The following is a 26,238-nucleotide window of genomic DNA, read 5'->3' as shown; positions in this document are numbered from 1 at the left end:
TGCGATCTTTGGTTGTGTTATGTAAACTGCCCGCGTTTTTTCCAATATACAGTTGAGTTTCCATGAAAAGTAGACATTCTTTGTTATCAATCGCGATTAGTGCAGGTTTATTAAGTTTTTCCAGTTCAGCATCAACAACCAAAGATGGTTATGAAGTAATCGAAGTAAAAGGTACGTATTTCGATGACTATAAAGTAGACGAAGCAAGTGGAGCCATGAGAATGGATACATCGCTTCTAGAGACCCCTCAATCAGTTACCGTAATTTCCGAAACGATCATTGATGAGCAACTTGCTACAACACTCGGAGAAGTCGTTGCAAATGATGCAAGTTTAACGGCTGGCTCTAAACAGCGTAACCGTGAGGTATTTAGTGCTCGCGGTTTTACCTTAAGTTCGTCAACAGGCTATTTGCGTGACGGCCATCAACATTGGTCACACTATCAACAGCCAATTGAAACCTTAGAACGTGTTGAAATTATTAAAGGACCATCAAGTATTCTATATGGTCAATCTGCACCGGGAGGCTTGATCAACATGGTAACGAAAAAGCCGACGGCAAATCGACTTTTTGAATTTGGTGTCGATGTTGACGATCTGGGCTCAAGTCGTTTTATGCTAGACGCTGGCGGAGCGTTAACTGAAGACGAAACGCTCCGTTACCGCACTGTTCTAGTTAAACAAGATGCTGTTTATGAGAGAGAATATCAAAATGGTGAAGAGCGAGAACGCGACAGATTTTTAGGCTCTATTGTTGTTGATTATGATATTAATGACGATCTGATGGTACGCTTTCATTATGATAAGACGCAGGACAAAGCTGGATTAGATACGGGCGCTTGGCTTGATGAAGACGGCGAGGTTATTGGTGATAGTCAAATGATTTATGACATGTCATGGGCATTTACTGATATCGATGTTGAAAACTACGGCGTCGATGTAAATTATTTTCTATCTGATACATGGCGTGTTAAAGCCGGGATAAATAAACAAAACTTTGCTCGCCAACGTTTTGAGTCGTCGCCAAAAAAACCGTCAGATTACCAATTAGGCGATAGTTATACATCTAAGCCTTACGATCGATATGACGACTGGCAATTTACAACAGCGTTTGTTGATTTTATTGGTGAATTGTCATTCGCTGGTATTGAGCATCAGGTATTAGTTGGCGCAAACAGTCTTGATTATTACTATGGTCAGCTGAAAACTAATGGCCAATCATTTGACACGGTAGTAGGGCAACAAGAAGCTGCTAAGCCTGATATTACGTATTTGACCGACGATACTCTCTACACTAGCGAGTATGATTATTACGGCATTTACTTTCAGGACTTGATGACAATTAATGAACAATGGCAAGTGTCGCTTGGTGGTCGCTATGATAAACAAACAAAAGAAGGTGCTGATAACGAATCTTTCTTACCTAAGTTAGGTGTTATTTATCATCCAGTTGAAGATGCAACACTATATGTGAGCTATACCGAAGGTTTCGAACCTCAATCGAGTGAAACACTCAACGATGAGCAAGATCGTAACCACGGTATGCAACTTGATGCCGTTTCTTCTGAGCAAATCGAGTTAGGTGCTAAATGGCAAATATCCGAGCGACTTTTGGTCACAGGTGCTTACTTTGATATTGAGAAGTCAGGTACACTGATTACACAAACCTTAGAGAATGATCCGCAATACGATACGGTTACAACGCAATCTGGTTTACAACGACACAAAGGGTTCGAAATGTCGGCACAGGGCGCGATTACAGACAAGCTCTTTGTGATGGCAACGGCGATGAACTTGGACGCTACTTATGAGCAAGATGAGAACTACCAAGGTAATACACCAGCTGATGCGCCAAAATGGTCAGCGTCTTTATGGAGCCGTTATGAATTTACGCATGATTTTGCGTTAAATGGTGGCTTATTTTATGTGGGGGATCGCTACGCAGACGCGGCTAATACCGTAGAAAAGTCAGGCTATACGAGAATAGACATGGGAGCGACTTACAGCATGGAAATCGCAAATAATGATGTCGATTTTAGGCTAAATGTTGAGAACCTGTTTGACAAAGAATACGTCGCAGGTGGTTCAACGAATAATGCCACGGTGGGTGATGGAAGAACGGTACGCTTTGAAGTCAAAGCAAGCTTTTAAATCAACAGGCTGCCTCGGCAGCCTTTTATCATTGAAGTAAGCAGTAATGGTTAAATACTTAAAACTAATTCACAACTGGACAGGTTTTGTCATCAGTATAATCATGTTGATTGTGCTCACGACCGGTATCTATTTAGGCGGCATAGACTTGTTGAAAAGGCTTGATGATAAAGATCAAAAATTTCAACCACTAAGCCAAATACAAAAAGCTGAGATAACGGCTAAACTGGCGTCTTCGTACCCACAACTGAAGTCAGTCAAATTACCTACTCAGGAACGACCTTTTGTTGAACTTTCGTTACCTGATGAAACCCTTTTCTTGACAAGTGATTTGGCGCAAATAGAGCGCGTTGATAATATACGTGACCCTATTTGGCGTTGGATATTCTTTTTTCATCGCAACTTTCAATTGGACCAACCTGGCAAACATGTAAACGCGGTTAGTGCAATCGCGGCAAGCATCATAATGGTTATTGGTGTTTATTTGTGGTGGTTAGTTAGAAAGAGCTTTAGGTGGAAACATACCTTTCCAAAGAACACGAAAAATACGGCATTGATAAAAAGCCACATCCAACTAGGGTTACTATTCTCAGTTCCGATGATTATTATGGCGGTTACAGGTGCATATATCACGTACGGTCCAAGAGGGATGGCACCTTATGAGGAGCCAGTGAGAAATATAGCGCCAGCAGGTGATTTGAAAAATCAGCTAATAGCAGCTCAAGAAATGTGGCCTAATGCAGAATTGGTAAGGATTTCAAAACCAAGAAGACCTGTAAAAGGCCGTAATGCGATTAACTTAAGCTTCAATGGACATAATCTTTTTGCGTTATCACAAACGGACAGTATGCAAATTGACGTAGCAACAGGTGATCTATTGTCTGCTCAGACATTCGGTGATAAGGGACTAACCTACCAAGCAAAATATAGTGCTCGGTTTCTTCATGATGGTGCACGCATGCCTACCGCTTATTTATTGGTATTAATTATCAGCTCTTTCGTTGGTGTTTTCATGGTGTGTTTTGCGATGACAACGTTTGTTCGTAAGGAATTTATCGGGAAATTACGTAGAGCATAATAAAATGTAAACGGCGCAAGCTTTATCGCTTGCGCCGTTTTCTAGCTAAGCATTAACGGCTGCTTGTGACCACAATATCACCATGGTTACCTTTATTTAAATAATCAATATAGGCTTGTGCAACTTCTATTGCCGGCATACCTTGTTTTTCATCCATTCCCATGGCAACAAGAGTTTCAGCAATCCAACCAGGTGAGATAGCACCAATTCTGACAGAACCATCTAGCTCAACCTTGAGCGTTTTTATCGCTGCTTCAAGTCCTGCATTAACAGTAGATACTATTGACGAACCAGGCATAGGGTATTGCGCTAAAATTCCTGTCGTTAAAACAATGGCGCCGCCAGTTTTAACCTTTTCCATAGCGTGTCTGATGATATTAATTTGCCCCATGAGTTTATTGCTGATGGCAAAGCTCCAATCAGAATCCGCTGCTTTATTCCAATCGGCAAAGTTTGCAATACCTGCTGTGCAAATTACCGCGTCAACTAATCCCACATTTTCAAAAAGTGATTTGATTGAATCTGTGTTTGAAATATCGACGGGGTTGTTTGGATCGCTAAGTGAGGCGGTAATCACCTCAGCGTCGTCAGCTAATAGTTTTACGATGTTTTTACCTAATAAACCTGATGCACCAATAACGAGTACTTTTTTCATAATTTTTTCTCCAAAAATATCTTAGGTCCATTTTGGTTGAAAGTTGTTTTATCTTGTAGGTAGAATAAAGTTTAAATAGTTTTAACTTTTGGTTTAAAGGGTTTATGTTACCAACGCAGCTGTCGTTATTTATTGTGGTTGCAAATAACTCCAGTTTCTCAAGCGCAGCAAGAGAACTAGGGGTTTCACCTGTCGCTGTGAGCAAGGGAATTGCTCAATTAGAAAAGCAATTAAATATCCGGTTATTTCATCGTACAACCCATCAGTTTGCATTAACTGATGAAGGGAGGATGTTGTTCGAACGAGCTGAACCTTTAGTTAGCCAACTGGAGGGAATTGTTGATGACGTTGGCAACCTTAATCGCAACCCGGCTGGCGAAATAAGAGTTAATTTACCAGAATCATTTGGTCGTGAAATTGTGCTCCCTGTGTTAGGTGATTTTCTGGCGACTTACCCTGAGATTGAGCTTGACCTCGTGTTCGACGACAGAGTGCTAGACCCAATAGAGGAGGGCTTTGATGTCAGCATTGGTAACAAAATTAATGAAGTTAGTCGCATCATTGCAAGACCTATTTATCAACTCCAGGTGGGGTTGTATGCTAGCAAAAGCTATCTGGCTAATTCCCCTGCAATTAACCAAGTTGAAGACTTGCATCAACACAAGGCGATAATTTATAAACAGTTATCAACAAATAAGAAGCTAAGCTGGCGCTTATACAATAATGACAGGCAAATTGTACAAATTATGCCCAAACCAGCGTTGACAGTATCAAATATTGATGCAGTGCGAGTCGCTGCAGCTGAGGGCTTTGGCGTTGCTGCTATAGGTTCTTGGCGGTGCCACCAATATGTTGAACAAGGACTGTTAGAGCCAATATTGAAAGAGTATTGGCCTGACGGGGCACCTATTTGGCTATATTATACGTCGAAGAAAAACTTACCTTATCGTGTAAGACTACTCATCGATTACCTCGTTGAGCATCCGGTTTTCAAGCTCTGTACTTGAACCATCATTGATACATATTTTCGAATCCAGGAATATTTTGTTCCCAGATTGGTGGATTATTACCAAAGTATTCTTTTGCTGCTTCGAAGAATAAGCGAGTTCTCAATGGCAAGTCACGGTGTGGGTATACTGCGTATATTGCAGCAAAATCCAGTAAGTTTAAATCAGTCATTATTGGCACTAATTTTCCAGATATTACCTCATCATGGATATGAAATGCCGGTGCCAAATAATAACTCGCCCCAGATAAAACATGACTTTTCATCATATCAATGTCATTTGCACAGTACGCACAGTTCATTTGAATTCGCTCAACTTCGCCTGTTTTATTTCGGTAGTCGATGTAATCCACTTTCAATTTTTGACCCGCGTAACAAGCGGCTGGCAGTTTCTGTAGGTCAGATATGGTTTTTGGGTGCCCCATGCGTGCTAAAAATTCTGGTGTGGCAAGCAACGCGAGTCTATTTCTAGCCAGATACCGTGCAACAAGTGTCGAGTCTTTTAAATCGCCAACACGAAAGGCTAAATCAAAACTGTCACCTACAATATCAACAAGGGTGTCACTGACGGAAAGCTCGATATTTACGTCGGGAAACTTGGTACTGAAATTGTTAATTACAGGCTGAATAACTTGCTCAGCCAAAGAGTAACTACAGGTGATCTTTAGCGTACCTTTTGGCTCGACGTGATAATTTTCAGCAAGCCTTATCGTTTCATCTAGTGTGGTTCTTAATGAAATTGCTTTTCTGCGCACCTCATTTCCCGCTCCTGTAATAGAGAGTGAACGTGTCGTTCGATTGAGCAGGCGCACACCTAATTCTTCTTCGAGTTTGGCAATTTGCTTTGAGATGACTGAACGGTCGATTTTTCGGTGCTCAGCTACTTTGGCAAATGAACCTCGCTCAGTAACCTCTAAGAAAAGTAAAATTCTTGACGATAAATCCATAATATTTGATTGGTGCTATTCTGGCAACATAGAGTGTAATTATAGGTGGTTTATTGGAATCAATACAGCTTTTAAAATATGGAAAATTTTGGAGAGTATTGAAAATGAAAAAAAGCATACTAGGTTTTTCTGTCGTGGCAGCATTATTGCTCGCTGGTTGCCAGGGCAGTGAAGGTAATCAAACTGCCGTTCTGCCTCAAGTTCCTATTGATGTTGCTCAAGTAGCATTTGAAGAAGTGCAGTCATGGCACACATACACAACAAGGCTTGAATCACCAGAGTTTGTCACGTTATCACCACGTGTTTCTGGAACGATTGTTGATGTCGCATTTGCCGAGGGGCAAGTTGTTCAAGAGGGGGATTTACTGTTTCAGATTGACCCTAGGCCATTTCAAGCTGAGGTTTCACGAATTAAAGCACAAATATCCAGTGCTGAAGCTGCACTTGAGCAAGCTCAAAATAGGGAAGAGCGCGTGATTAGTCTCGGGCGTAGCAGTGCTATTTCACAAGAAGAAATTGAGTCTAGAATATCTGTGACTAAACAACGTCACGCAGAGCTACTAGCACTGAAAGCTGAACTCGAATCTGCTTCGCTTAATTTAGAATTTACGCGGGTTATATCACCTATTACAGGGTTAGTTTCGAGTGCATACATCACCAAAGGTAATACCGTAACAGCCAATCAAAGCGTTCTGACTAACATTGTCTCAACGGATAAAATGTATGCGTATTTCGATGTGGACGAAAGAACATGGAATAAAGATTTTTCACAAGTCAGTGCATCGAGTCATTTACCTGTATCGCTAGAACTGGTGGGTAATAATTCAGTCAAGACAGGACAGTTAGATTTTATCGATAATATTGTCAATCCTACAACGGGTACGATCCGTGTTCGTGCGGCATTTGATACAACCAAAAATAAATTGAAAGCGGGTTCATTTGCTCGTGTCAAAATCTCTTCAACGTTAAGCAAAAATAAGGTGTTGATTCCTGAGAGGGCTGTTGGTACGGACTTGAAAAATCAATACGTACTTGTTTTGTCTAAAGATAATACGCTTCAATACCGTAATGTTGAATTAGGCGATAGATTTGGCAAATATCGTGCGGTGGAGTCAGGGTTGAGCGCAAAAGATGTCATAGCGGTGAATGGTCCTGCTAAAGTTGGTCCAGGTATGCAAGTTTTACCACGCAATGTGTCGCTTGATTTATCTGCAGTGACGTTAAAGCAAAATCAACCTGAGCAAAGTCATGCCTCACTAGCAACAGCACTAATTGGGGCGTTATAGATGAACTTTTCACATTTCTTCATTCAGCGGCCAATATTTGCATCCATGTTGTCGCTCATTATATTGATTGGTGGCTCTATATCTTTATTACAGCTTCCGGTTAGTGAATACCCTGAAGTTGTTCCTCCAACCGTTGTGGTAACCGCGAATTACCCAGGTGCAAACCCTAAGGTGATTGCTGAGACAGTGTCAACACCGTTAGAGCAAGAAATCAATGGCACTGAAAACATGCTGTATATGTTTTCGCAAGCGACAAGCGATGGCCGAATGACATTAACGGTGACTTTTGCACTTGGTACCGACTTAGATAAAGCACAAGTTCAAGTGCAAAACCGGGTGAATAGCGCACTACCTAGACTACCACAGACGGTTCAGCGACTAGGTGTTGTTGCGGAAAAAGCATCGCCGGATTTGACGATGGTTGTACATATTTTTTCGCCAGATGAGTCACGAGAAATCAGTTATCTTTCAAATTACACAAGTCTAACGATCAAAGACCAAATCGCTCGACTAGAGGGGGTTGGCGATGTTCAGCTCTTTGGTGGCGGTGAGTACTCGATGAGAGTATGGTTGAATCCAGACGCTATTGCGTCAATTAATATGACGGCTATGGATGTTGTCACCGCTATTCGCCAACAAAACAGACAAGTAGCAGCAGGATCATTAGGTGCTCAACCTACAGCGGTAGAAAGCGAGTTCCAAGTACTGCTCAATGTTAAAGGTAGACTCAGCTCAGTTGAAGATTTTGAAAATATCGTTATCCAAGTCGGTACTAATGGCTCAATTACTCGTTTAAAGGATGTAGCGCGTGTTGAGCTCGGCCAAAATACCTATGCCCTTAGAGCTTTACTTAATGGTAAGCCTGCGGTTGCTATGCCTATATTCCAAAGACCAGGCTCGAATGCAATCGCATTATCAGACAGCGTACGAGAAACTATGGCAGAAGTTGCTAAGTCATTCCCAGCCGGTGTGGATTACGAAATTGCTTATGATCCAACGGTGTTTGTTAGAGGCTCGATCGATGCGGTAATTAATACGTTACTTGAGGCGATTGTCCTAGTCGTACTTGTGGTTATTCTATTTTTACAAACATGGCGTGCATCAATCATTCCATTGATTGCTGTGCCGGTATCATTGATTGGAACGTTTGCTGTAATGCAATGGGTTGGCGTATCAATCAACACATTATCATTGTTTGGACTGGTACTCGCTATCGGTATTGTGGTTGATGACGCTATAGTCGTTGTGGAGAATGTTGAACGAAACATTCATCAGGGGCTTTCACCTCTTGAGGCAACTCGTAAAGCCATGACGGAAGTTACAGGGCCAATTATAGCGATTGCTTTGGTACTTTGTGCTGTATTCATTCCTACGGCATTTATTACCGGTTTATCAGGCCAGTTTTACAAGCAATTTGCCTTGACGATAACGATATCTACGCTTATCTCGGCATTTAATTCATTAACCTTATCACCAGCACTTTCGGCACTATTACTGAAAAGTGCGGATGATAAACCTGATTGGTTAACTCGCGCACTAGATAAACTATTTGGCCGTGTTGTATTTACACCGTTTAACCGTTTGTTTGATAAAGGAGCACGTGGTTATGAATTAGTTGTTAAAAAACTTATCCGGTTTTCAATGATTGTTATGGTGGCTTATGTTGGTTTACTAATGGCGACGGGGGGAATATTTAGTAAGGTCCCAGGTGGTTTTATCCCTAGCCAAGACAAACAATACTTAGTTGCCATAGCTCAACTTCCCGATGCTGCTAGTCTGGATCGAACTGAATCAGTGATTCGTGAAATGGAAAAGATAGCATTAGAAACACCTGGTGTAGATCAAACTATTTCGTTTCCAGGCTTATCGGTTAATGGATTCACCAATAGCCCTAATAGCGGGATTGTGTTTGCAACGCTTGATGACTTTAGTGATAGACAGGATCCTAACTTATCAGCACATGCAATTGTTGCTGAGCTTAACCAGAAGTTCTCAGTTATAGATGAAGCTTTTGTAGCAATCTTCCCACCGCCTCCAATTCAAGGCCTAGGCTCTACTGGTGGTTTTAAGCTTCAAATTGAAGATCGAAGTAACCTTGGTGTTACTGCACTTTTTGATACGTTAAACAAGGTTATCGCTGAAGGTCAAAAAAAGCCGGAGTTAATGGGATTGTATTCAACTTTTCGTATTCAGGTTCCACAGTTAGATATCGACATTGACCGAGAGCAAGCGTTAGTTTTAGGTATTGAATTAAGTGAAGTTTTTGATGCGCTTCAGATTTACCTTGGCTCAATGTATGTTAATGACTTCAATATGTTTGGCAGAACGTATCAAGTCAATGCGCAAGCTGATGCAAACTATCGACTTGATCCGAAACAAATTCTTGGTTTAAAAGTAAGAAACGCCCAAGGTGCTATGGTGCCTCTTGGCGCTGTAGTTTCAGTGACGAGAACTACTGGCCCTGACCGTGTCATGCATTACAATGGTTTCCCAAGCGCTGAGTTAAACGGAAGTCCAGCACCAGGTTTTAGCTCTAGTCAAGCTCAACAAGCGATTGAAGAGGTATTAGCACAAGTTTTACCTGCCGGTATGGAATATGAATGGACGGAAGTTACATTTCAGCAGATCTTAGCTGGCAATACGATGGTTTATGTTTTTCCGTTAGTTGTTATTTTGGTATTTGCTGTTTTAGCTGCTCAGTATGAGAGCTTAAGACTGCCATTAGCGATTATTTTAATCGTACCTATGACCATATTTTCAGCGTTATTAGGCGTTTGGTTAATTGGTGGCGACAACAACATATTCACGCAAATTGCGCTAATTGTATTGGTCGCACTTGCTTGTAAAAACGCTATCCTAATCGTGGAGTTTGCAAAAGAAATTCAAGATGACGGACAAACTGCTTTGCAAGCGATAGTTGAAGCCTGTCGACTAAGGCTTCGACCAATACTGATGACATCAATAGCATTTGCCGCAGGTGTGGTACCACTGGTGTTAGCAAGTGGAGCAGGTGCAGAAATGAGACAAGCAATGGGCGTAGCTGTGTTCTCAGGCATGATAGGTGTTACAATTTTTGGCCTCTTATTTACACCTGTATTCTATATACTGGTCTCAAAGAGAATCAATAAACACCGCGATTAATTTGGCAGAAATAATCGCTCGACAAGCGAGTCGGGCGATTCGCTTAACTTGAAACAGAGAATAAGTAATGACAAACATTCCCACTAAAATGAGAGCGCTAGCATTAACTGAGCCGTCGGCTGATTTTGTTTTATCAGATTTGCAAATTGATGTGCCTCAAATTACGAGTAAGCAAATTTTAGTAAAAGTCGAATGTGTAGGTTTGAATCCTGTCGATAGCAAGTTAGCATTATCCGGATACCCTAGCTGGCAGTATCCCCACACCCCAGGATTAGATGGTGTTGGTATTGTTGTAGATAGTTACACGCCTGCGTGCCCGCTTATTGGCAAGCGAGTGATGTGGCATGGCGATCTGAGTAAACAAGGTGTCTTGGCGGAATATGTTGTTATTGAAGCTCATGCGGTATCTGTGGTACCTGAGGATATTGATGCGCAGACAGCCGCAGCGTTGCCGTGCGCTGGTATGACAGCCTTACAATCGTTGTGTCAAATGCAAGTCCAACAAGGAGAGACTATTCTTATCGACGGAGGATCCGGGGCTGTTGGCCAATATGCTATTCAATTGGCTAAACATAGAGGGTTAAATGTCTTTGCAACCGCCTCAAAAAAGAACTTATCCTTTGTCAAAAAACTTGGAGCTGACGAAGTTTTTGATTATATGGCTCATGATCTTGAGCAAAGCATTCAATGTCGTTTAGGACCTATGCCGCTCGATGCGGTATTAGATACGGTTGGCGGCGAGTTAACCGCACGAAACTTAAGATTGTTAAAATTTGGTGGGCAAATCGCGTGTTTAAATGGTTTTAGCGAAACAAATCAGGATCTGCTTTTTGAAAAAGCGCCAAGCATCCACATTATTGCGCTGGGAGGAGCCTGGCTTTCGGGCAATCTATGTGCACAACACAAATTGAGTATCAAAGGTGATCACTTGTTAAAAGATATTCAGTCAAAACGCTTGTCGACACCGTGTCTCACAACTATTGCGTTTGACGCGTTAGCGGTGACACAGGCAATGCACAGTCAGATTGATGGGAGCAATTTTGGTAAGCAAATTGTCGCAGTATCTCAGTGATAGCTAACTGTGCATGACAAAGTTTGTTAATTGCTAAATATGATGAAGTAAAGCAGGTTAAAATACTCAGACATTTGGCCTGTCATAAAAATGATAACGGCAACGATACAAATACAAACATGCAATAGTACTGCGATAGCTAGTTCTACCAGCAATGTAAAAACGATTAACAAGTAGTCATTGACTCGTTGTAAAACTAAATTCATGAAAGAAGCCTCAAGTAATGTTTTTAATGTAGATTGAGTTAATCGATACTTGTTGCTAAGTCATCAATTGCCTGACACAGCCTGATGAGTGGCATTTGTAATGAATGAGTCCGCTGTGCACTAATCCCCTCAGATATGGCAGCGGCACTTTTAACAATACCTATCTTCGCCAATTCTGTAAGAACTTGCTGATGTTGATGCCAAAAATTGGCAACCTTTGAATCATCTTTTTGTAAAATCAGCAACTTAAAATCAAACAATAAGTGCTTTATCTGTTGTTTATTGAGGTGAATATGATGGTTATGAAAATTTGTTTTTTTTGTATACTCAGTCATTTTTGTTCTTGCAAATTAATTTCGGATGCAGTTACTTTAATGCTGATTTTTACCTTTGACTGTGTCCTAGGGAACAAAACTTTATATTTAGTTAAATCTCTTTTTTAGTGTTAATTAATCAACGTTCTCGGGTCTCTAAAAGATAAATCTAAATCATTTAACCTTTGGCCCAATTTTTCGAAATTATTAATGGTTATATGCCCACGACTAATAAGTATTTCATTGTTTTGTTCAAGCGTTTTTAGTGCATGATTTAATCTAGAACGAGAGATCCCCGTCATATTACTAAACTGGTATTGCGATAGTGTAATGGGGTAAGACATAGCTTTTGTACTTCCTTGATGAGCTGCAATATCTAATAATAAGTAAACTAACTTGGTCATGATGCTTTCGCCTGACATGACTTGGCTTTGGAGCCAGCGGGACGATATATCCAAACTAACATGCCATAGCCACTTATATAATTGAGGATATATCTCTGCCAGAGATTGACAGTGTTTTTCGGGAAGAGAAACAGCGACGAGTGGTTCAACGATTTCGAATTGAAAATACGGTGTCTTAATTTCACCCAAATTAATCAAGCCAAACCAACACCCTTTACCAATAACCACACCAGAAACAGCTCTAATCCCGTTTGTCACCATACAAGATATAACGACACCTGATAAAACATAAATAATATTATTAGGTAACTTCGCTTGTAGCTCAGACGTATCATTCACCTGAATGATAGCGGCTTTTTGAAGCAGGGTAGTTCTAGCAATCTCTGGCAGATCGCACGGCCATTCAATCCTATTAAGCAGTTCACAGTTTTTAGTCATCTCGTTCTTATAACCTTGAAGTGATTAAAAACTACTTTATTACTACCTTCAGCCATAAAATGCTAGAGTTTTATCTTTGAACAGACCATTAAAATTGGTACATATAACCAATCACTGGACCGTGGGTTATTGTATCATATTTGAAATGTCCTACTTGGCCTTGACTACCTTCGTCCACATCAACAAAGGTCGCCTTATATTTGATATCAAGCGAGTGTTTGCGGTTAAAATGATATAGAACGCCACCTTCGACACTTGAGGTGAAATCTGCTCCCCCCATTCCCAGATCACCGCGTACCGAGTAACTCCAGCTTGGGTTGATTTCTGCCGTCCATCTAGCCCCTATGAAATAATCAACCCAGTCTTCATCTTTTCGCACGTTTAGTTCTGGTGAAGCTTGGGGGAGGGTAACATCAAGATCAAAGTCATTATCCCACCAACGTAGGCCAAATAAATAATCAAATTGCCCATACTTTTTCTTCGTGGAATATAACCCTTCAACTTGTAATACGCCTTGCCTGACACGCGCACTGGCAATGCCGTCTCTTGGAGTTGCTAAATCATCTTTTAAGTCCATAAACGCATAATCAACAATGAAGCCCCAGCCAGAATCATGCTGTCCCTTCAAATTGACCATGGCACCTGAATCAAGCGTTTCTAAAATTGTATCAAAATCAACGGTAACATCATCTGCGCTAAGCACACCTAGCGTAGCATCGCCTTCAATAGTTGTTGCTTGTAGGTAAGGGTTGATAACAAATAGCCAATCTTTTGCCTGTGCTTCTTGATTAAGCACAATAATAGAAACGACAAAAGTCGTGATTTGAATCCATCGAGCCATCTATCCATTCCCCGTCGATAAGCGTATAAAAGCAGACTAGGTAACTTCTTTGGTTACTTATATTAAGGGTAGTTGATGACATTAAATCTTGCGAAAAAATGTCATCAAAAATTTCTCGGTGAATAGATTAACTAATTGAATTATTTAGCTAAAAGAGTATTTATTTTTTCTTGATCTGTGAAATGAGCGTAATTGGTTAATGCACGCATTGTGGCATCGTTTGTCATAAGTTCTTGCATGGCTACTTTACCCACTAATTCAAATGCGTGGTTTAATGACATAGGGTCTGCATTATTGGCCTTAACTAGCTCTTGAGGACAATTCTCAGTCAATAGACGCGTGATTAACTCGCCAACATATTTATCGGTTGCTAATCTATCATCGTTTGTTGCTTTTGATAGCGGTGCGATTTCAGGGTGAGCTGCAATCGCAAGAAACACCCATTTACCAAGATTTTTTCGTTCTTTGCCATTGAGCGAATCAATTAGACAGCTACCGAGTTGTTCAGTGTAGTTGTTTGCCAATATCGGAGAACTTGTTGTTACAGCGCCTAATAAGGCCAAGCTTAGTAATAGTTTTTTCATGTTGAATTCACTTTCTTAATGTTGAGTTAAATGGATAGATTTAAAGTGTCATGCCGTAAAAAACTCGTGCTCTTAGTTGTCGAACAGTACTTAAGCCGTCGACGTCCAAGCAGAAAGTGTTGGTAAATTTCTCATAAGCACTTCCTTGTTAGCAATGATCAAAATTTTTGGGTGTCAGTCCTTGTTGCAAAACGATAGCCAAACCAGGCCATAGGAATGTATGCGCAAATTAGGTCAACCACAGTAAACCAAAGTGGCGACGAAATTTGAAATGCCATTGTTATGCCACCAAGCAAATAAAGTCCCCCAACAAACATGGCAAAAGGAAAATGATGACTTGAAGCGAGCTTCGTAACAAAAAATGCCCCTGTCAGCGTGCCAATCGCGTGCGCGAGTATTGGTGCAATAAAATGCTTGGTTTCATATAAATGAATAGATTCGGCAATGCTATCTACTTTTGTTACGTCAACACCTTCAGGAGGAGGAATGAGTTCTCCGCCTAACATAATGATCAACATATTTGCGGTAGAACCGAGCAGGATACCACACAGTAAAACTAGCGTATTTCTTATCATTTTTATCGGCCTAATTTTTACTCATGACTTTACTATATGGTAATTCTTTGTTTAATAAAAGGTTTCGGGCTACTGTGTATGAATATTCTGTTTTGATAATTGCGCGATTAGGCGCTCGCCATCATCAGTACCTATCATGATATGTTTGTTTGTCTTAGTCGTAAGCTCGACTGCTTGATTACCTGAAACGATATAGAGCCAACCATTAGGGACTAGTCGAATTCCTAGGCCGTAATACCATTTAGTTGTAACAAGGCGGGCGGATTTTACATCAGACAATGGCAGGGTTTTGTGCCAAAACTTTAAACCAAAATGCCAACCAATCTTATCGTCGGTAATGTATATCGTAAGTGAAGAGAACAACACTGAGACAATAATCAAGAGTGCCAGTGTCGCATTCATGACAGAAACAATCTCATGGGTAGCTATAATTAACACAATACCAGCAATCGCCATTATGGTAAGTAATGCTAACCCTTTTTGTTTATGCTGATAATGCGTCATTGGAATCCTCTTTATTTACTTTAAGTTTGATATTTTTTCATTGAGATCGTAACCGTGGCTGGTAACTATTGCTTCTAACGTAATTACCCGTTTCTTCAATGCTGTTACTTCTTCTCTAAGTTCAGGTAATGAGTTGCTTTCTACTTGCTTTTGAAGGATTTTCAGCTCATTTGTCACATAAGTTTTGTAACGCTGGTGTCGTCGATAAAGCATACCAACAACTAATATAAACACGACGGCTAACAAGATAAATATCAAATTTAACATCGCAGCTCCTTTTCGTTGTGCATAAAAAATGCAAATCTATCCATATCTTAAATTTAGCCTATTATTAATAATTTACAATAACTTAGATGCTTTTACTTGATTAACTTTATTGAATTTAAGTGTTTTGCAAGCGCAGTTAAGAGGTAACCAGTGAAAACGCCACCGCAATTTGCAGCAAAATCTAACCATTCTCCATATCGATTAGCGTAAGGCTGTATTAACTCTATGACGCCGCCAAATAGACAAAGCATAATTAAAATAAATCCAAGGTTTTTTGGTTGGGCGTAAGCTGCTGGGAATGCAAGCAAACCGTAGGCGATAAAATGGTGCGTTTTATCGGTGCCAGGTACTTGTGGGAGGTGTTCAGCGGGATATAAAGAGACGCCTGCGATAATGAGCATAGTTAAGGCCGTTATTATCGACCAATGTTTATTAATAATTGTTGCAAATGTGTCGTGTTTCATTAAGTTAAGCCATGACTAGGGAGCACTTGTAAGTTTGGTATTGTTAATTCTTACTCGATTGTTATCAAGGTATTTTAGCTAAAAGTAATTACCTATGTGATGGCAATTATTCGTAGCTTTCTATTGATGTAGTGGTTAATATGTTATTTTATATGATAATTAATATTTATTGGTGTTGTCCTGTGCATCATCAATCGTCGGTTATGTAGGAAGAGTTAAATGTTGACCGTTAAATCAGTGCTTGATCGCAGAGATTGGGAAAACCAAAATGTTGTTGAACACAATCAGATTAAAGCACACAGTCCTTTAAATAGTTACAGAAGTACATTTGAAGCATTAACTAAACGTAATCCCAGTAAAGTTTCGCTTAACGGACAATGGCAATTTCGATTTTTTGAACGGCCCGAAGAGGTTGACGAGTCGATTATTGCATCTCAATTGACGCTACATCAACAAGACTTGTGGCAAAAGATCGATGTTCCATCAAACTGGCAAATGAAGGGATTTGATAAACCGATCTACTGCAACGTAAAATACCCTTTTGAAGTCAACCCTCCTTATGTCCCCCAAGATAACCCAACGGGCTGTTATCGAACAGCGTTTACTTTGAGTAAAGAGCAATTACTGGAAAAAACGCATATCGTGTTTGATGGGGTAAATAGTGCTTTTCATTTGTGGTGTAACGGTCAGTGGGTGGGATATTCACAAGATAGTCGTTTGCCGAGTGAGTTTGATCTAACTGACGTACTTATTGAAGGAGAAAACAACATCACTGTATTGGTCTTTCGTTGGTCAGATGGCAGTTACCTAGAAGATCAAGACATGTGGTGGCTTAGCGGGATATTTCGTGATGTTTCCTTATTAGCTAAACCTAAGACTCACATTAAAGACGTCTTTATTACACCTAGTTTAGACGATTGTTACCGCGATGGTCATTTGTCAATTTGTACAACTATCGAGGCTAAAGCTGGTTATAAAGTTAGAGCTCAACTTTTTGAAAATGACCATGCAGTGACTAGAGCTTACGTCGCAGAAGTCAACGACCGAGCGATTGATGAAAAGGGTGGGTGGGATGACAAAACGTTTCATCAATTTAACGTAAAATCACCAAAACAATGGAGTGCAGAAGCACCCAATCTTTACCGCTGTATCGTAAGTTTAATTGATGAGAATAACCAAGTTGTTGATATTGAAGCATATGATATTGGTTTTCGAAAGGTTGAGATCCGCAATTCACAGTTGTGTTTGAATGGTAAACCCTTGCTTATTAGAGGAGTTAATCGTCACGAACATCACCCTGAAAACGGTCACGTAGTTAACGAAGCCGATATGATAGCCGACATTAAATTAATGAAGAAAAATAATTTCAATGCGGTTAGAACTGCGCATTATCCAAATCATCCACGCTGGTATGAATTATGTGATGAGTATGGTTTATATGTTTGTGATGAAGCTAATATCGAAACTCACGGAATGTTTCCGATGGGCCGTTTGGCTAATGACCCATTATGGACAGGTGCGTTTATGAATCGATATACCCGGATGGTGGAGCGAGATAAGAATCACAGCAGCATTATTATTTGGTCTCTTGGCAACGAATCAGGTAAAGGACCGACGCATGATGCAATGTACGCATGGTCAAAAAGTTATGACCCTTCTCGTCCAGTTCAATATGAAGGCGGTGGCGCAGATACTAGCGCTACCGACATCATTTGTCCTATGTATGCGCGCGTAGATACCGATCAATTGTTTGAGGCCGTGCCAAAATGGTCAATTAAAAAGTGGGTTGCTCAGGATGAAAAGCAGAGACCATTAATCTTGTGTGAATATGCGCATGCGATGGGGAATAGCCTCGGTGGCTTTTCTGATTATTGGCAAGCATTTAGAGAGTACCCAAGACTCCAAGGCGGCTTTATTTGGGATTGGGTAGATCAAGGGTTAACTAAATCGACGGATGATGGCGATCAATATTGGGCCTATGGTGGAGATTTTGGTGACCTTGAGAATGATAGGCAGTTTTGTATTAATGGGTTGGTTTTCCCCGATAGAACACCACACCCTAGCTTATATGAAGCAAAATATTGCCAACAGTTTTTCCAGTTCGCTTTGGTATCGCAATCGACAACTATTGAGCCGAATTGTCAAAGTAGTTTCAAGGTTGTGGTGACCAGTGAGCTTAGTTTTATTCGCACACACAACCGAGCCGTTGCGTGGCAAATTACCGAAGACGGTGTCTGTATCGAGCAAGGCCGCGTGGACCTGTCTATTGAAGCCTTATCTACTCAAACACTTGACCTTGTTTCGTGTATTAACTGGCAACCCCAAAAACGTTACCACCTTAACCTTAATGTGGTTGCGACAGAGCCTGATGACATTTATCAATATGAAGATGTCCTGGCAACAGAGCAATTTTCATTAGACAACCCTTCGCCAGTTCACGTAAAGCCGGCAAGCGAAAATACCAATTCTTCATTGCATGTTACAGAATCCGATACGCAAGTTACGGTGGAGACTGATAACAAGGCACAAACCATGGTTTGGGATAAAACCACCGGTTTATTAGTTACTTGGGCAAGCAATAACGTTAATAAACTGCTTCTACCGTTTGAAGATAATTTCTTTAGAGCACCGCTAGATAATGACATTGGCGTCAGTGAAGTCGATAATGTCGATCCCAATGCATGGGCTGTTCGATGGGAACAAGCGGGCGTAGGAAAATGGTCTAAACACTGCACATCAGTGCATGTTGAACAGCTCCCGAGTTCGGTCGAGCTTACTGTAGAGTTTTCACATCGTTACAGGGAACAGCAGTGCGCTAGCACTAAATGGGTTTATCGTATTGGAGCAACCGGTCAAATAAACCTCTCTGTGGATGTATTGCTGGCAGAGTACTTACCGCCAATCCCAAGAGTAGGCCTAAAGTTTGGTTGTGCTGGAGACGGTCATAATCAAGTTTCTTGGTTAGGTAAAGGACCTTTTGAAAACTACCCTGATAGGAATAGTGCTGCTAGATTTGGCAATTACACTGAGAATGTTGAGAACATGTATACGCCATATGTATTCCCTACGGAGAATGGATTGCGGACTCAGTGCCAGCAGCTAGAATTGTCATCAATTCAGGTGAAAGGAGATTTTCATTTTGGTACAAGCTTGTACGAGGCGTCGGTCTTGGCTAACGCTACTCATACAATTGATCTAGCGCCAAGTAAGCTGATTCATGTCAATATTGACGCAGAGCATATGGGAGTTGGTGGTGATGATTCATGGAGCCCAAGTGTTCATGAGCAATTTTTGCTAAAAGATAAACACTATCAATACGACCTAACATTGAGCCTTCGCTAAATGGAGAAAATCTCTATCGTTTGGCGATGTGCCTAGGAAAATATTGATAACTCTCTAGTACAGTGAGGTGCTAGCATGATAGAAAATATGCTAGCACCTTTGACAATTCTTAGACTTTTCATCGAAAGAAACTAAATTACCAAATTTGTCGATTTTAAAATCACAACATGCGTCAAACTGAGCTTTTAGGTTCGCTCTCGCAACTTGTACTCTAGATTTTACGGTGGAATAGGAAATATTGTGTTCCTGTGCATACATTTTTTGAGATTTACCTTATAAATCAATCGTTTTTAGCAGACTAGCTTGCGATTCATCCATCGTCGCCAAGAATGGTGTAATACAATGGGATAATTCTTGTTTGATGCTTAACTCATCGGTATCAAACCAAGGTTCAATTTTTTGAGCTTGATTTAACTTCCCTTGTTTTCGATAAAAGTCAATTACGGTGTTGTTAGCTATTTGAAAGAGCCAAGATTTAACATTTTTGTGGTCTTTTAATGTACTGATGTTGTTGTAAAACTTAATCAACACGTCCTGTAATATATCGTCAACATCGTCTGGATTGTTGAGTTTACTGTGTAAAAATGCTTTTATGCTGACCCGGTAGGCTTGCCATACGTCTTCTAATTTCATTTTATCTCATAACCTTTTTAGGCATGACTTGATCATAGGAACTAACACCGAAAATATGGTGATTCATAGCTTTGCCGGAAATTGATATGTTCTTGAGATTTCTGCAACTTCAACCTGATATTGCTCATACCATTTTTGTTGGCCTTGCTTTTGAGCGACCAAATGAAAAGCGTCTTGCTTCCAGTTGATAATCGACGCTTCATCGGGCCAGTATGAAAGGGCTATTTCTTGATCATTCTCTGTTACGGCGACAAAATCGATACAATTATACTTGCTAAATGCTAGGTCTCTTAACTTGGCAACGGTTGTTACATAGTTGTCATCTTGCTGACCTGCTTTAGCTTTAAAAATCACAACAAACATAGATAGCCTCTATTTGAAAGTAAAAATATCGATAAGACGCCCCAAAATAAACAGGGCTCCCCCTTGGTAGGTGTGTTGCGAAACTATCGCAACGATACTTTTTTCTATTTTTTATCTGAGTTATATCATCTTCTGATCAAAGTATGTTTTCAAGTAAAAATAGCGCATTGTGAACAGCGCTGAAAGCTATCCATAGGTGGAGAGAGCTAGTGCTGTATTTGCCATCGATAGTAGCTTATGTCGGCAATTTCAAGCATTTGAAAATCTTCTTTGGTATCGCCATAGGCATAAATGGTGTGATAGTCATCTAATGTGATTTCTTGTTTGATTTTTCTTACTTTTTCTCCAGCACAACAGTCACTACCTTGATACCTGCCAGTGAGCTTACCGTTTCTGCTCTCTAGCTCAGTGCAAATAAGTTTGTATCCTTCGACGTCACACCAATTTTTCAGATAGACGTTGAGCGAAGCTGAGACTATCACGACTGCGTCACCTTGATTGATATGCCACGCAAGTCTCTGCTTGGCTTTATCACACACTACATCAGAAAGTTTGTGAGTGGCGTAGGCTTTCCCCAAAGCAGATATTTCAGCAGTTGAACGTCGATAGAAGGCAAAAAACGCGACAAGTTGACGCATTATTGTTGTCGGCAATATACCTAGCTTGTACAACAAAATAAATGGCGATAAAAAAATCACGCCTATGGCAATGCGGCGCTTTGAGCAAGCGAAAAAGATAAACGGGGTAAACGAGTCAGACTGCGTTACTGTGCCGTCAAAATCGAAAAGAGCTAAGGATTTCATTGTGAGTCATTATTCATGATATTTTCGAATTATAGCAACCTTACCATTTTCTAGTTCTAGCACTTCCATCATTACGTTTTGATACTCATGTGCTTGCTTGGTTTGCGGGTGAATACCTTTTGCATGATCTTTATAGCGAATCGCAATAGCAGAAGTATTAAAGACAAAAACATCTAATAATTCAGCTTTATAATAATCGTGAGAGCCTAGGTAAAAAGTCATGCCTTTACGCATCTGCTCTTTACCATCAGGTAAGCGAGAGTCATCGGTTACCCAAGGTAAATGAGAATGACCAATATCGTCAGTCAGTAATGATAAGTAATTTTCTAAGTCTTCAGGTGTAGCATTAGGGGCTTGAGTGGCTACCATTTTATCGAAGTAATTTTGTGCAAAAGCATTAAGATCTTGAGCATAGCTTTGACTTATTGAGATCGCATAGATAACACTAATGATAATGATGTGTTTGAATAATTTCATGTTGAATTCCTTTTCTTAAATGATGCAATGACTAGAGATAGCTACTGGCCAATCGTTACATGTTTAATGAGCGAGTGCACTATAACCATATGCTCAGACAGACCTTAGCAAGCATAACCCACAATAGCACAGACGAGATAACATAAGCATAAAACCTCACTAAAACCGATGACGAAAAACAATGGAAAGCGCTGTGAATTGCTCTAACACCAACAAAACTCCATGCTAAATAAACTAATGTGTTGTCGGCGACATTACTATAAACGGCAATAATTGATAACACATAGAATAAAATAGGGGCTTCACAAAGGTTTTTGAAATTGTTCGAAGGTTTGTTGACATGCTCAGGGAGTAGTTGATTGCATTGCTCTGGTGTTTCAAGTTTGTTTGGGTGAATACGGTTTTTCATCACGTAGGTAAGCCGCAAATAATACATGCAACACCAAACGAGAAACGTCAGAACCATTAAGGCAAGCACTGGAGATAATAACGCATGATACATACTGTTTTCCTAACTCATTATTTTTATTAAGTTAGTTATATCTACCTCGCGCTGTGTGGTCAATGATCTTGGGCTAGTTTACTGACCCCATTGAGTGAAAATCCCCACCGCTAATTCAGCCCAAAGCCATAAGAACAGCAAACTAAAGCAAACAATAATAAGTGTTCTTTTGGCGGGAAATAACCGATTGAATAAGATGATAAAGGCGCCTGTTACGAAAATGAGAATGGCCATGATCAAAAAATCAAAAACATTCCAATTAACTTCGGCTGAAAATTGCATTGCGATTAAAGGAACTGAAAGTAGGCCAAATATTAAGATAATAAGCAAAGAAAGCTGTTCTTTTAGTGACTTGTTGTTGTCATGGTGCATTTGCTCATTCTCCAATGAATTGTCTCGTTACATTATGGGCTATTTAATTTTACTCCGCCAATATCACTTTCACGTGCCTTTAGGTATTATCATGCGATTAACAGAATGTGGGAAGTAGGGTGTATGCAAAGTTCATTAAATAAGCTAATTAGTGACCAAACGTTAGTTAAGTTATCATCATTTATAGATGGCAAATGGTTACCATCGCGCAATCATTTTTCGGTGTATGACCCTGCAACAAACAATAAACTTGCTGATGTGAGTGATGTGCAAGCTACCGACGTTGAGATAGCCATTCAAGCCGCATACCGTGCACAAGAAAATTGGTCAATGCTGAGCGCAAATGAACGGGCAACCATCATGTTGAAGTGGTTTGACTTAATCATCGAGCACCAAGAAGATCTAGCAACCTTATTAACCCTTGAACAAGGTAAGCCGTTAATGGAGGCGCGAGGCGAAATATCCTATGGTGCGTCATACATTCAATGGTTTGCGGAAGAAGGGAAACGTGCATACGGTGACGTAATACCTGCAAATAGCAATGGGCAGCGTATTGTTGTTTTGAAGCAAGGAGTAGGTGTTGTCGCCGCGATTACTCCATGGAATTTCCCAAATGCAATGATTACTCGAAAAGCTGCCGCCGCATTGGCAGCTGGTTGCAGTTTTATTGTCAAACCCTCGGAACTCACTCCATTATCAGCGTTAGCACTCGCAGAGCTTGCATTGCAAGCAGGAATTCCTAAAGGCGTCTTTAATGTTGTCGTAGGGACAGAGGCAAAAGCGATTGGTCAGGTTTTAACGACACATCCTTTAATCGCTAAATTCAGTTTTACCGGTTCAACAGCAGTTGGAAAACAATTAATGGCCCAATCAGCGACGACGGTCAAACGATTATCAATGGAGCTTGGTGGAAATGCGCCATTTATTGTCTTTGATGATGCTGATATTGATGCCGCTGTTGAAGGTGTTATTGCCTCAAAGTTCAGAAATGCAGGACAAACTTGTGTTTGTACTAACCGTATTTTTGTCGATAACAAGGTTAAACACCAATTTACCGAAAAACTTATTGCGTCGGTTCGTCACTTTACTATCGGTAGTGGACTAGAATCAACGGTGAATATCGGCCCACTGATTTCAAAGGCCGCTGTCGACAAGGTTGAAGCGTTGACAAGTGATGCAGTAAGAGCCGGAGCAAGTGTTTTAATTGGAGGAACACGTTCCGAATATGGTCAAAATTTCTTTATGCCAACGGTGATAACTAACGTTAACAATGAGATGGCTATTGCCCAAAGCGAAATTTTTGGTCCGGTGGCTTGTATTATTGGTTTTGATAAAGAGGATGAAGCAATTGAATGGGCGAATGCAACCGAGTACGGTTTGGCGGCATATTTCTATTCTCAGAATATCAAACGTATTTGGCGTGTCGCCGATGTGCTTCAATTTGGCATGTTAGGTATTAATGAAGGCATTATTTCAAATGCTGCTGCACCTTTTGGTGGCATAAAACAATCTGGTTATGGCAGAGAAGGTTCGAAATACGGGCTAGATGGTTATATGCAGACAAAGTATTTGTGCTTGGGTGGATTAGCTTAATCATACGTTGAAATATTTTACGTAAGAGAATAGATTTAATTGCTAGTGCCCTTGTTACGACGTACTAAAACCCTGTTCAATTTGAGATGACATATTAAAAAGAATTTATGGATGAGTTTGATATGAAAGACTTTGAAGAAGAGCTTAAACGAAATCGATACCCTGTTGCTCGTACTGATGGAGCAGGGCAGTTTATTGAAGTCAATAAAGCGTATGAAGAGCTGACGGGGTATACGTTGGCTGAACTCAAAAACTTAACGTATCGCGATTTAACACCTGAAAAGTGGTTAGTGTACGAAAACAATAAAGTCATCAAGGATGTATTCGTCAATGGTGAAATGAGCTATGACAAAGAATATATTCACAAGTCGGGCAAAGTGATTCCAATTAATGCCCAAGTGTTTCTGGTCCACAGCGAAGATGAACAAGAGCAAGGTATGTGGGGGATTTTTACCGCATTGCGTTAACAATCCCCGGTAAAAAGCACCCTATTGAATTGCTTGGTTATAAAGTTGAATACTCTCTTCTGCGAAACCGACACCCGCTTCATTATAAAAGTTGAATACTTTATCGATCCCAAGTGCTTCTAACTCTTCTCGCTCATCATCATACCGAGCAATTGCAGCAATCTTGCCTTGGAAATTGGCAATTTTAAGTTGAATAGTAATGTTTCTAATATCTTTAACCGAGGGAATTGCTAGCAAAGCAAGCTCTAGCTTACTAACATCAATATTTTCCCAAAAATCAGCATCCTCAGCGTCGCCAGTAAAAGCTTGTACCTTGTTTTCGTTAAGCCATTCTATTTTTTGTTGATCTGTATCTAACCCCCAGACTTTTCCTGGAATTTGTTGTGCTATGGCATTATAGGCACCCATACCAACACGACCCATACCAATGATAACGACGGGGGCGTCGCACGGCTGGTCGAACTGGTCTTCTTTTAGACGAGAAGGCTTTTGATAACGGTTCAGTTTTTCTTTATGACGCGCAAAAAACTCATGTGACATGTTGTAGATAATATTTGTTATCACAAATGAAATAGAAACTGTTAGCGCCAAAATAACCAACCACTCTTTGCTTAACCAGCCGAGCTTTTGACTCAACGTGGCAACGATTAAACCAAATTCACTAAAGTTACTTAGAGCTAATGCACTCAAAAATGCCGTTCGGGCTCTTAAATTTAAGCCGACAAATAACATGAAGAATAAGCCAAATTTGATCGGTAGCATTAAGGTTATCACTAACGCGATACCGAGCATTTCCCATGTAGGTAGTGCAGTAAAACCAATGGATAAGAAGAAACCAATTAAGAATAAATCTTTAAATGCCAGCAGGGACTTAGTGATTTCACTCGCTTTATAATGTCCAGCTAGGTACATCCCAGCTAGAAGCGCCCCTAAATCACCTTTCATGCCAACAAAATTAAAGAGTTCGTATGCGCCAAACGCAACGAAAAAGCCAGTTAACGGTATCAATTCACCGTGACCAACTGTTTCAATCATTTTATAAACTAATGACTTAAACGGAATAAATAAGAGTAAGCTAAGTGCCCAAATACTTGGAATTTTTCCTGTAGCAATAACCAAAAATGCAACTGCCACGATGTCTTGCATGACCAAAATCCCTACCGCAAGCTTACCGTGTCTCGTGCGCATTTCACCGTGATCTTCCATTAGTTTTACGACACACACCGTGCTACTAAATGAAAGTGCGAACACAACCAGTGCACTCGTTGCGATATCGAGTCCAGAGATATATGGAATTGCAAGGATGGCAAAGAATTTAAAAATCACGATACCCGCTATCATCCATAGCGATGTGTGACTCAAACTGGCAAACCAGACCTCTCTTTTAATGAGGTCTTTTATGTTGAGTTTTAATCCGATAGTAAACAACATTAAGGTGATGCCGAGATCTGCTAGTTCTAAAATAAAACCATCAGCATTGTAGCCAAGGAAGTGAAGGACAAACCCAGCGAGTAAATAGCCTATTGATGGAGGTAACTGGATAATTTTTGCCAAAAGGCCACAAGCAAACGCGAATAAAATCCAAACAAATTCCATTAATACTCTCTCAATGGTTAATTAAAAATCTAATCTCGGAAGAATAAACTAAAGCTAACTTATTCTTTGCATTAAGGATTATAGCTAAACTGGATATAATAAAACTAGTTTTAAAATGACATAAAACCAATCTTTCCTTGATATAGGAGCTTAGGAAA

At 40.3% G+C, this 26,238-nt stretch carries 27 protein-coding genes; 9 read left to right on the top strand and 18 right to left on the bottom strand.

Going from position 1 to position 26,238, the window contains the following annotated elements:
* The first annotated feature begins 62 nt into the window (after nucleotides 1-62).
* Nucleotides 63-2,150: a TonB-dependent siderophore receptor gene (locus QQK05_RS08690; RefSeq protein ID WP_284297647.1), complete on the top strand. Its 2,088-nt coding sequence runs from the start codon at nucleotides 63-65 to the stop codon at nucleotides 2,148-2,150.
* A gap of 46 nt (nucleotides 2,151-2,196) precedes the next feature.
* Complete coding sequence (locus tag QQK05_RS08685) at nucleotides 2,197-3,228, top strand: PepSY-associated TM helix domain-containing protein (RefSeq protein ID WP_284297645.1); 1,032 nt, start codon at nucleotides 2,197-2,199, stop codon at nucleotides 3,226-3,228.
* Nucleotides 3,229-3,280: 52 nt separating this feature from the next.
* Here QQK05_RS08685 and QQK05_RS08680 read toward each other — a convergent pair whose 3' ends face one another.
* Entirely contained in the window at nucleotides 3,281-3,883 is a 603-nt protein-coding gene (locus QQK05_RS08680) for a short chain dehydrogenase (RefSeq protein WP_284297643.1), read from the bottom strand.
* 104 nt (nucleotides 3,884-3,987) lie between these two features.
* Here QQK05_RS08680 and QQK05_RS08675 point away from each other — a divergent pair, with 104 nt between their 5' ends.
* Complete coding sequence (locus QQK05_RS08675) at nucleotides 3,988-4,890, top strand: LysR family transcriptional regulator (RefSeq protein WP_284297641.1); 903 nt, start codon at nucleotides 3,988-3,990, stop codon at nucleotides 4,888-4,890.
* 4 nt (nucleotides 4,891-4,894) lie between these two features.
* Here QQK05_RS08675 and QQK05_RS08670 read toward each other — a convergent pair whose 3' ends face one another.
* Complete coding sequence (locus tag QQK05_RS08670) at nucleotides 4,895-5,836, bottom strand: LysR family transcriptional regulator (RefSeq protein WP_284297638.1); 942 nt, start codon at nucleotides 5,834-5,836, stop codon at nucleotides 4,895-4,897.
* A 104-nt stretch (nucleotides 5,837-5,940) separates the two neighbouring features.
* Here QQK05_RS08670 and QQK05_RS08665 point away from each other — a divergent pair, with 104 nt between their 5' ends.
* The 3 genes from QQK05_RS08665 (at nucleotide 5,941) to QQK05_RS08655 (ending at nucleotide 11,335) form a co-directional block, all read left to right on the top strand.
* The gene (locus QQK05_RS08665) at nucleotides 5,941-7,122 is read left to right on the top strand and encodes an efflux RND transporter periplasmic adaptor subunit (RefSeq protein ID WP_284297637.1); all 1,182 of its coding nucleotides are present in this window, start codon (nucleotides 5,941-5,943) and stop codon (nucleotides 7,120-7,122) included.
* Entirely contained in the window at nucleotides 7,123-10,263 is a 3,141-nt protein-coding gene (locus QQK05_RS08660) for an efflux RND transporter permease subunit (protein WP_284297635.1), read from the top strand.
* A gap of 67 nt (nucleotides 10,264-10,330) precedes the next feature.
* Nucleotides 10,331-11,335: a zinc-binding dehydrogenase gene (locus QQK05_RS08655; RefSeq protein ID WP_284297633.1), complete on the top strand. Its 1,005-nt coding sequence runs from the start codon at nucleotides 10,331-10,333 to the stop codon at nucleotides 11,333-11,335.
* Nucleotides 11,336-11,361: 26 nt separating this feature from the next.
* Here QQK05_RS08655 and QQK05_RS08650 read toward each other — a convergent pair whose 3' ends face one another.
* The 9 genes from QQK05_RS08650 to QQK05_RS08610 form a co-directional block, all read right to left on the bottom strand.
* On the bottom strand, nucleotides 11,362-11,541 hold the full coding sequence (locus tag QQK05_RS08650; RefSeq protein ID WP_284297631.1) for a hypothetical protein: 180 nt from the start codon (nucleotides 11,539-11,541) through the stop codon (nucleotides 11,362-11,364).
* Between the two features lie 38 nt (nucleotides 11,542-11,579).
* Nucleotides 11,580-11,876 carry a hypothetical protein gene (locus tag QQK05_RS08645; RefSeq protein WP_284297629.1) on the bottom strand — a complete coding sequence of 99 codons (297 nt, stop codon included), beginning with the start codon at nucleotides 11,874-11,876 and terminating at the stop codon, nucleotides 11,580-11,582.
* Between the two features lie 110 nt (nucleotides 11,877-11,986).
* Nucleotides 11,987-12,697 (bottom strand): Crp/Fnr family transcriptional regulator, encoded by a 711-nt coding sequence (locus QQK05_RS08640; RefSeq protein ID WP_284297627.1) that lies wholly within the window; start codon nucleotides 12,695-12,697, stop codon nucleotides 11,987-11,989.
* 88 nt (nucleotides 12,698-12,785) lie between these two features.
* Nucleotides 12,786-13,538 (bottom strand): hypothetical protein, encoded by a 753-nt coding sequence (locus tag QQK05_RS08635; protein WP_284297625.1) that lies wholly within the window; start codon nucleotides 13,536-13,538, stop codon nucleotides 12,786-12,788.
* A gap of 140 nt (nucleotides 13,539-13,678) precedes the next feature.
* On the bottom strand, nucleotides 13,679-14,122 hold the full coding sequence (locus QQK05_RS08630; protein WP_284297623.1) for a hypothetical protein: 444 nt from the start codon (nucleotides 14,120-14,122) through the stop codon (nucleotides 13,679-13,681).
* Between the two features lie 158 nt (nucleotides 14,123-14,280).
* The gene (locus QQK05_RS08625) at nucleotides 14,281-14,697 is read right to left on the bottom strand and encodes a hypothetical protein (protein ID WP_284297621.1); all 417 of its coding nucleotides are present in this window, start codon (nucleotides 14,695-14,697) and stop codon (nucleotides 14,281-14,283) included.
* A gap of 69 nt (nucleotides 14,698-14,766) precedes the next feature.
* On the bottom strand, nucleotides 14,767-15,201 hold the full coding sequence (locus QQK05_RS08620; RefSeq protein ID WP_284297620.1) for a hypothetical protein: 435 nt from the start codon (nucleotides 15,199-15,201) through the stop codon (nucleotides 14,767-14,769).
* A 15-nt stretch (nucleotides 15,202-15,216) separates the two neighbouring features.
* The gene (locus QQK05_RS08615; protein ID WP_284297618.1) at nucleotides 15,217-15,468 is read right to left on the bottom strand and encodes a hypothetical protein; all 252 of its coding nucleotides are present in this window, start codon (nucleotides 15,466-15,468) and stop codon (nucleotides 15,217-15,219) included.
* 92 nt (nucleotides 15,469-15,560) lie between these two features.
* Nucleotides 15,561-15,932, bottom strand: a complete 372-nt coding sequence (locus QQK05_RS08610) for a VanZ family protein (protein WP_284297616.1) — start codon at nucleotides 15,930-15,932, stop codon at nucleotides 15,561-15,563.
* A gap of 219 nt (nucleotides 15,933-16,151) precedes the next feature.
* Here QQK05_RS08610 and QQK05_RS08605 point away from each other — a divergent pair, with 219 nt between their 5' ends.
* Nucleotides 16,152-19,274: a beta-galactosidase gene (locus QQK05_RS08605; RefSeq protein WP_284297614.1), complete on the top strand. Its 3,123-nt coding sequence runs from the start codon at nucleotides 16,152-16,154 to the stop codon at nucleotides 19,272-19,274.
* A gap of 273 nt (nucleotides 19,275-19,547) precedes the next feature.
* On the opposite strand, the gene QQK05_RS08600 is transcribed toward QQK05_RS08605, so the two are convergent.
* From QQK05_RS08600 to QQK05_RS08575, 6 genes are all read right to left on the bottom strand, one after another.
* A complete protein-coding gene (locus QQK05_RS08600) occupies nucleotides 19,548-19,907 on the bottom strand; it encodes a sigma factor (protein ID WP_284297612.1) in 360 nt (119 codons plus the stop codon).
* A 63-nt stretch (nucleotides 19,908-19,970) separates the two neighbouring features.
* Nucleotides 19,971-20,270, bottom strand: coding sequence for an antibiotic biosynthesis monooxygenase family protein (locus tag QQK05_RS08595; RefSeq protein ID WP_284297610.1), 300 nt, complete (start codon nucleotides 20,268-20,270; stop codon nucleotides 19,971-19,973).
* 206 nt (nucleotides 20,271-20,476) lie between these two features.
* Entirely contained in the window at nucleotides 20,477-21,073 is a 597-nt protein-coding gene (locus QQK05_RS08590) for an HAD family hydrolase (protein ID WP_284297608.1), read from the bottom strand.
* A gap of 9 nt (nucleotides 21,074-21,082) precedes the next feature.
* Nucleotides 21,083-21,550 carry a nuclear transport factor 2 family protein gene (locus QQK05_RS08585; protein ID WP_284297606.1) on the bottom strand — a complete coding sequence of 156 codons (468 nt, stop codon included), beginning with the start codon at nucleotides 21,548-21,550 and terminating at the stop codon, nucleotides 21,083-21,085.
* Nucleotides 21,551-21,629: 79 nt separating this feature from the next.
* Nucleotides 21,630-22,052: an MAPEG family protein gene (locus QQK05_RS08580; RefSeq protein ID WP_284297604.1), complete on the bottom strand. Its 423-nt coding sequence runs from the start codon at nucleotides 22,050-22,052 to the stop codon at nucleotides 21,630-21,632.
* A gap of 78 nt (nucleotides 22,053-22,130) precedes the next feature.
* Nucleotides 22,131-22,424, bottom strand: a complete 294-nt coding sequence (locus QQK05_RS08575) for a hypothetical protein (protein WP_284297602.1) — start codon at nucleotides 22,422-22,424, stop codon at nucleotides 22,131-22,133.
* Between the two features lie 123 nt (nucleotides 22,425-22,547).
* Between QQK05_RS08575 and QQK05_RS08570 the strand changes: the two genes are divergently transcribed.
* Nucleotides 22,548-24,017, top strand: a complete 1,470-nt coding sequence (locus QQK05_RS08570) for an NAD-dependent succinate-semialdehyde dehydrogenase (RefSeq protein ID WP_284297600.1) — start codon at nucleotides 22,548-22,550, stop codon at nucleotides 24,015-24,017.
* A gap of 107 nt (nucleotides 24,018-24,124) precedes the next feature.
* Nucleotides 24,125-24,484, top strand: a complete 360-nt coding sequence (locus QQK05_RS08565) for a PAS domain-containing protein (RefSeq protein WP_284297598.1) — start codon at nucleotides 24,125-24,127, stop codon at nucleotides 24,482-24,484.
* Between the two features lie 21 nt (nucleotides 24,485-24,505).
* On the opposite strand, the gene QQK05_RS08560 is transcribed toward QQK05_RS08565, so the two are convergent.
* Complete coding sequence (locus QQK05_RS08560; RefSeq protein ID WP_284297596.1) at nucleotides 24,506-26,080, bottom strand: cation:proton antiporter family protein; 1,575 nt, start codon at nucleotides 26,078-26,080, stop codon at nucleotides 24,506-24,508.
* Between the last annotated feature and the right edge of the window lie 158 nt (nucleotides 26,081-26,238).

This window comes from Thalassotalea loyana, assembly GCF_030161435.1.
GTDB lineage: Bacteria > Pseudomonadota > Gammaproteobacteria > Enterobacterales > Alteromonadaceae > Thalassotalea_G > Thalassotalea_G loyana.
Note: the sequence above shows the minus strand (reverse complement) of the source record. Positions and strands in the feature narration are given on the sequence as shown.